The 4,842-nt window shown below is 66.9% G+C and carries 5 protein-coding genes; 2 read left to right on the plus strand and 3 right to left on the minus strand.

Features of this window, described 5'->3' with window-relative positions; genetic code table 11:
• Positions 1-21: 21 nt before the first annotated feature.
• Entirely contained in the window at positions 22-1,248 is a 1,227-nt protein-coding gene (locus tag QOD90_RS00005; protein WP_526345402.1) for a bifunctional glycosyltransferase family 2/GtrA family protein, read from the minus strand.
• Between the two features lie 127 nt (positions 1,249-1,375).
• On the opposite strand from QOD90_RS00005, the gene QOD90_RS00010 reads away from it, so the two are divergent.
• Positions 1,376-1,789, plus strand: coding sequence for an HIT family protein (locus QOD90_RS00010; RefSeq protein ID WP_526345394.1), 414 nt, complete (start codon positions 1,376-1,378; stop codon positions 1,787-1,789).
• On the opposite strand, the gene QOD90_RS00015 is transcribed toward QOD90_RS00010, so the two are convergent.
• Complete coding sequence (locus QOD90_RS00015; protein WP_526345396.1) at positions 1,782-3,242, minus strand: sensor histidine kinase; 1,461 nt, start codon at positions 3,240-3,242, stop codon at positions 1,782-1,784. The genes QOD90_RS00010 and QOD90_RS00015 overlap by 8 nt on opposite strands.
• Positions 3,243-3,298: 56 nt before the next feature.
• Positions 3,299-4,018, minus strand: a complete 720-nt coding sequence (locus QOD90_RS00020) for a response regulator transcription factor (protein WP_526345398.1) — start codon at positions 4,016-4,018, stop codon at positions 3,299-3,301.
• 109 nt (positions 4,019-4,127) lie between these two features.
• On the opposite strand from QOD90_RS00020, the gene QOD90_RS00025 reads away from it, so the two are divergent.
• The coding region (locus QOD90_RS00025) for a hypothetical protein (RefSeq protein ID WP_526345400.1) at positions 4,128-4,842 on the plus strand (715 nt) is incomplete at its 3' end.

A 4,842-nucleotide genomic window follows, 5' to 3' on the forward strand; every position in this document is an offset into this window, starting at 1 on the left:
CGACACCAGCCCACCACCCTTCTAACGGCGATGAACTCCGAACACCCGCCGCAGCGCGACGAAGCGCACCACCGTCGCGACCAGATTCGCGATCACCAGCACGGAGAGTTCGGCGACCTTGCCGATCGTCGGGTCGAAACGGTGCAGCACGAACAACGACCCGCTGGTGATCGCCAGCCCGAACATGAAGACCATCAGGCCGTGAAGCTGGTGGCGGCCTGCCCCGTTGCGGCCGCGCACTCCGAAGGTGAAGGCGCGGTTGGCAGCGGTGTTGGCGATCGCGGTGAGCAACAGCGCGACGAGGTTGGCCGCTTGGGCGCCCATCGCTGGATGCAACACCAGATACAGCAGGGCGTATGCGAGAGTGCTTGCCAGGCCGACGATCCCGAATCGGACCAGCTGCCCGACCATGCCCTTGGGGACGCCCGGCACCAGAGGCTCACGACCCAGCGCCGCCTGCAGTTCGCGCAGCGGGAGCGCGCCGGTGGCCAGCGCCCGACCCACCCGCCAGCAACCCTTGAGGTCCTCGACCGCGGTGGCGACGACGTCGACGCGGGAATCGGGGTCGTCGATCCAGTCGACGGGCACCTCGTGAATGCGCAGGCCGGCACGTTCGGCGATCACCAGCAGTTCGGTGTCGAAGAACCAGCCGGTGTCGACCACCAGAGGCAGGAGTTGCTTGGCCACGTCGGCGCGCATCGCCTTGAACCCGCACTGAGCATCAGAGAAGCGAGCGCCGAGAACTCCACGGAGGATCAAGTTGTAACTGCGCGAGACGAATTCGCGCTTCGGTCCGCGTACCACCCTGGACGACGCCGAGAGACGCGACCCGATCGCGATGTCCGAGTGCCCGGACACCAACGGCGCGACCAGCGGCATGAGCGCCCTGAGATCAGTCGAGAGGTCGACGTCCATGTAGGCGACCACCGCGGCCGTCGACGAGGTCCATGCGGCGCGCAGCGCGCCCCCGCGCCCCTTGGCGTCCAGGTGGAGGGTCTCCACGTGCGGTAGCTCCTCGGCGAGGCGCTGCGCCACCTCCAGAGTGCCGTCGGTACTGGCGTTGTCGACCACCGTGATTCGCGCCGCGTAGGGCACCTCGGTAGCAATGAAGTGGTGGAGCCGGCGAACGCTGGCTGCCAGTTCACGTTCCTCGTTGTACACCGGTATGACGATGTCGAGAACGTAGGAGCACGGTGCGGAGGATCGCAATGGGTGGACTTGACCGCCGGCCAGGGAGGGATTCGCCAGGTCGGTCACGATGACCACCGTCGCGGAGCAAGCTGCCATGGGTCTGCCCCGGCGCTGGGAACTGGCTGTCAGGGAATTCCCCCGTCGCTTCGTTCGCCCCAGGACGCCGTTCTGGCATGCTCGAACGATGGCTTCCGTGTTCACGATGATCATCAACGGCGAGATTCCAGGTCGGTTCGTCTACGAGGACGATGAGGTCGTCGCATTCCTGACCATCGAACCGATGACGCCGGGGCACACGCTCGTCGTTCCGCGCGCCGAGATCGACAACTGGCAGGACATCGAGCCCGCTACCTTCGCCCGCGTGATGGCCGTGTCGCAGCGAATCGGCAAGGCCGTGTCCAAGGCATTCGGCGTCGAGCGGGCGGGCGTGATCATCGCCGGGCTCGAGGTCCCGCATCTGCACGTCCACGTGTTCCCGGCCCGCGACCTCGCCGACTTCGGCTTCGCCAACGTGGACCGCAACCCGTCGCCCGAGTCACTCGACGACGCGCAGGCCAAAATCAAAGCCGCGCTGGCAGAACTGGATTCGGTCAGCTGACCGGTGCGGGCACGTCGGCGTCTGCGTCGGGCGCAGGCACGTCCGCGATCCGCGGCAGCTGGACGATGAATCGGCAACCCTGGCCAGGGGCCGTGGTGACGCTGACGGTGCCGCCGTGCGCGTACACAAGTGAGTCGACGATGGAGAGTCCCAAACCGGTGCCACCGCTGGCGCGGGCCCGCGAGGAGTCGGTGCGGTAGAACCGCTCGAACACCCGGTGGGCGTCCTCGCGAGTCATGCCAGGACCTTCGTCGGACACCTCGAGGATCGCGTTGTCCTGCTCGGTGCCGACCCGGATCGCGATGCTCGCGGAATCCGGGGTGTGCTGCAATGCGTTCGCCACCAGATTGCCAAGCACCTGCCGCAACCGGGCCTCGTCGCCAAGTACCTCGGGTGTCCCCGGCCCGTCGAACACCTCCATGGAGATGGTGCGCTTCGGGGCGACCGACCTGGCGTCGTGGACGGAGTCGCTGGCCAACGACAGCAGGTCCACGCGGCGTTGTTCCATCGGACGCTGGGCATCGAGCCGGGCCAGCAGCAGAAGATCCTCGACGAGCAGACCCATCCGCTGGGACTCGCTCTCGATGCGGCTCATCAGCAATTCGACGTCGCGCGCGGCGCCCTGGCGATACAGCTCGGCGAACCCACGAATGGTGGTCAGCGGCGTGCGCAGTTCATGGCTGGCGTCGGTGATGAATCGACGCATCCGATCCTCGGAGGTGCGCGCCTGTTCGGCGGATGCCTCCGATGCTGCGACCGCTCGCTGGATCTGCGCGAGCATTCCGTTGAGCGCCAACGACAATCGCCCCACTTCGGTGCGTGAATCACGCTGTGGGATACGACGATCGAGCTCACCGGCGGCGATCGCGGCTGCGGTCTGCTCCACCTCGACGAGCGGTCGCAGGCTCCTGTGCACCACGGCGAAGCCGGCGATGCCAAGGACTAGGAGCACTGCGACGCCGATGCCGACCTGCGACCACGTCAAGGCGCGGACGGTCGACGACACGTCGGAGAGGTCGATGGCGACCGTGGTGAGCTCACCGTGCATGCCGCGCACCGTCATCGCCCGCCACTGCACAGCGGAGTGGTCGATCGATCCCACGGTGACGGGCACCGGCCCGACGTCGTTGCTGTCGGGCAGGGCAGGCTCGGCCTCGCGGTCGTTGACTGCCATCCAGATGCGCCCGTCGGAGTCGATACCGCGAACGTAGAAGTTCGACGGCGGCCTGGCCGGGTTTGGATCCTCCATGGGGGTGGCCGGCATCCGCCGGGGCGCCTGAGCCCAGCCCCGCGAGGCGTCGAGCAGAGTCTCGTCGACCCGGTTGATCAGGCTGTGCCGCATGATCGACGTGACGGCGACGCCAGACGCGAGCAAACCACATGCCACCAGCACCAGGGTCGCGGCAACGAGCCCCACGCGAAGCGGGATACCGCGCCCCCGAACACCAGCCATGACACCATTGTGCAAAAAGCGCGGCCCTTGGCTGACGAACTCACGCATCCCGCGTGCTAGCGGGGTTCGCGCAGCACGTATCCCACACCGCGCAGGGTGTGCAGGAGCCGCTTCTCACCGGTGTCGATCTTGCGCCGCAGGTAAGACACATAGGACTCGACGACGTTGACGTCACCGCCGAAGTCGTAGCGCCAGACGTGGTCGAGGATCTTCGGCTTGGACAGCACCGTGCCTGCGTTGATGATGAAGTAGCGGAGCAGGGTGAATTCGGTGGGCGACAGCGAAACGGGTTCGCCGGCCTTCCACACCTCGTGGGTGTCCTCGTCGAGTTCGATGTCGGCGAACGTCAGCCGTGCGCTGCGGGGCTCTTCGACGCCTCGGCCGGACCGGCGGAGGATGACGCGAAGGCGCGCCACCACCTCTTCCAGACTGAAGGGCTTCGTGACGTAGTCGTCCCCGCCGAGCGTGAGTCCAGCGATCTTGTCCTGCAGCGAGTCGCGAGCGGTCAGGAACAGCGCGGGCGAGTCGATGCCGTCGGCGCGCAGGCGGCGCAGCACGCCGAAGCCGTCCATCCCCGGCATCATCACGTCGAGGATGACCGCGTCGGGGCGCACCTCGCGTGCCTTGTCGAGTGCGGCGGGTCCACTCGACGCGGTATGCACCTCGAAGCCTTGGAACTTCAGGCTCACCGAGAGCAACTCGACGATGTTGGTTTCGTCGTCGACGACGAGAATTCGCGCTTCGGGGACGAAATCCGGAACTGCAGCCATGGCCATGTGATCAATGTCCTCCCCTTCACATGCTTTGACGCTGCGCAGGCGCTGTGAGATTCCTGTGAGTTGATCCCAGGTTCTCCACTGTGACCCCGGCCATACACTTGGCGGCATGAATCTCGGCAAAGCCCTCATCGACGTGGCCACCGCGCCGGTTCGCATCGGTCTCGCCGTCGCCGAGGTGGGTCTCGGCATTGCTGGGGAAACGCTCCACATCGTTCAGCGCGGGGTGAGCGACGGTAAGGCGCCCACCAGCGGGTCGTCGTTCGCGCACATGTTGGGGCTCGAGGAAGCGGTTGAACGGGCCAATCGACTGGCCGGTCTCATGGACGACGACGCCCCGCTCGGGCGGGCTCTCGCACCGGACGGTCCGGTCAATCGATTGCTGCGGCCCGGCGGCATCGTGGACCAGCTAACCGCTGAGGGGGGACTGCTGGACCGGTTGACCGCCGAGAGCGGCCCCGTTGCGCGCGCCGTCGCACCCGGCGGCCTGATCGACCAGGTGACAGCCGAGGGCGGCCTGGCCGACAGGCTGACCACCGATGACGGCGCCATCTCGCGGCTCATTGCGCCAGGCGGTCTGGCCGACCAGCTGCTGGCGAACGACGGACTCATCGAACGGGTGCTTCGCGAGGACGGCGTTGCCGACAAACTGCTTGCCGAAGGCGGCCTCCTCGACACCCTGACCGCCGAGAACGGACCGCTGATCAGGCTTGCAGACGTCGCCGACACGCTCAATCGGTTGGCTCCCGGACTCGAGGCGCTCGCGCCGACCATCGACGCGCTGTACGACGCCGTCAACACGCTGAGTCAGGTGGTCAATCCGC

The organism is Mycobacterium sp. (genome assembly GCF_032161845.1).
GTDB lineage: Bacteria > Actinomycetota > Actinomycetes > Mycobacteriales > Mycobacteriaceae > Mycobacterium.